Annotated in this window: 2 protein-coding genes; one reads left to right on the top strand and one right to left on the bottom strand. The window is 35.3% G+C overall.

Annotated features, from left to right (window positions below):
* Window positions 1-49 precede the first annotated feature (49 nt).
* A complete protein-coding gene (locus QQZ16_RS03070) occupies window positions 50-625 on the top strand; it encodes a recombinase family protein (RefSeq protein WP_235252830.1) in 576 nt (191 codons plus the stop codon).
* Between the two features lie 254 nt (window positions 626-879).
* On the opposite strand, the gene QQZ16_RS03065 is transcribed toward QQZ16_RS03070, so the two are convergent.
* Entirely contained in the window at window positions 880-1,332 is a 453-nt protein-coding gene (locus QQZ16_RS03065; protein WP_060668915.1) for a hypothetical protein, read from the bottom strand.
* Window positions 1,333-1,453 lie beyond the last annotated feature (121 nt).

Genomic DNA, 1,453 nt, shown 5'->3' with positions numbered 1-1,453 from the left:
CATAGTTAAGAGTGTCTCATAAGACTTGTCTCAAAAACGAGGTGAAATTTTGCAGAAAATCGGTTATGTACGCGTCAGTTCGACTAGCCAAAATCCTTCAAGGCAATTTCGGCAATTGAACGAAATTGGAATGGATATTATTTATGAAGAAAAAATTTCAGGAGCCACAAAAGATCGTGAACAACTTCAAAAAATGTTAGAGGATTTACAGGAAGGTGACATTATTTATGTTACAGATTTAACTCGGATCACTCGAAGTACGCAAGATTTATTTGAATTGATTGATTTAATACGAAATAAAAAGGCAAGCTTAAAATCACTTAAGGATACATGGCTAGATTTATCAGAAGATAATCCATATAGCCAATTCTTAATTACGGTAATGGCTGGTGTTAACCAATTAGAGCGAGACCTTATTCGTATGCGTCAGCGTGAAGGAATTGAGCTCGCAAAGAAAGAAGGGAAGTTTAAAGGACGGTTAAAGAAATATCATAAAAATCACGCAGGAATGAATTATGCAGTAAAGCTATATAAAGAAGGAAATATGACTGTAAATCAAATTTGTGAAATTACAAATGTATCTAGAGCTTCTTTATATAGAAAGCTAGCGGAAGGAAAAAAATAAGCATTCATTACTTATATTAAAAATTTCCGGGGATTGTGAAACAACGTACCTAACCAAGCAGGCTATTTCTATAAGGAAGTATCAATATTTGTTTATCTAACTAGGCACGATCATCAAAGGGTTCCGAGTACATTTTAACGGAGATATACCCTAAACTGAGATTTAAAGCAAGGCTGTATTTTTCGAGAACACTTTATAAAAAACAACCTTAGTCAATCACAAAGGAAGGTTGTTTTTATAAAGTCATGGTCTAATTAAAACAATTGCTGTCCCAAGAGCATACTTGAGACTGAAAAGGCACCAGCAGGTGGTAAAACACTAGTATATATGGGAGGTCCCAAACGGGTTGTAAAGGTTGTAGCAATCCAATTTCCATATTCACCAGCCAGCAAAGAGGGAGGTTTCGTTATAAACCGTCCACTTAAAACGAAATGCAGAATGCTTATAGCGGTCTCATCAAATATTGTCAAGTTGCCAAAAAAGGAGGCATATGGTGAATCGAAACTTATTTGTTTAGCGCTTTCGTCCCAATACCCATTAATCGGAATAGGTATACCACGAAAATTAACTGTACCTACTACTTTGTTGTCTACAATGGAATCAATGGTAAGTATACCTCTAATAATGGATCTCCCCGCAATAGAAGCATCAATCCCCCATACGGATGGAAAGGGGATACTAACTTTGGCTGTCTTTGGAATTTTCAAAATTAACCTCTCCTTGATTATTTTATGTATGGATTGAGTTGTATTTAATCATAATCCTGTAGTAATGATACAGTATATGCACAGAGAATCACTTAGGTGTTTTGTTAAGAAAGAAGCATCA

The sequence above is a fragment of the Bacillus sp. T2.9-1 genome, from assembly GCF_950097965.1.
GTDB lineage: Bacteria > Bacillota > Bacilli > Bacillales > Cytobacillaceae > Niallia > Niallia hominis.
Note: the sequence above shows the minus strand (reverse complement) of the source record. Positions and strands in the feature narration are given on the sequence as shown.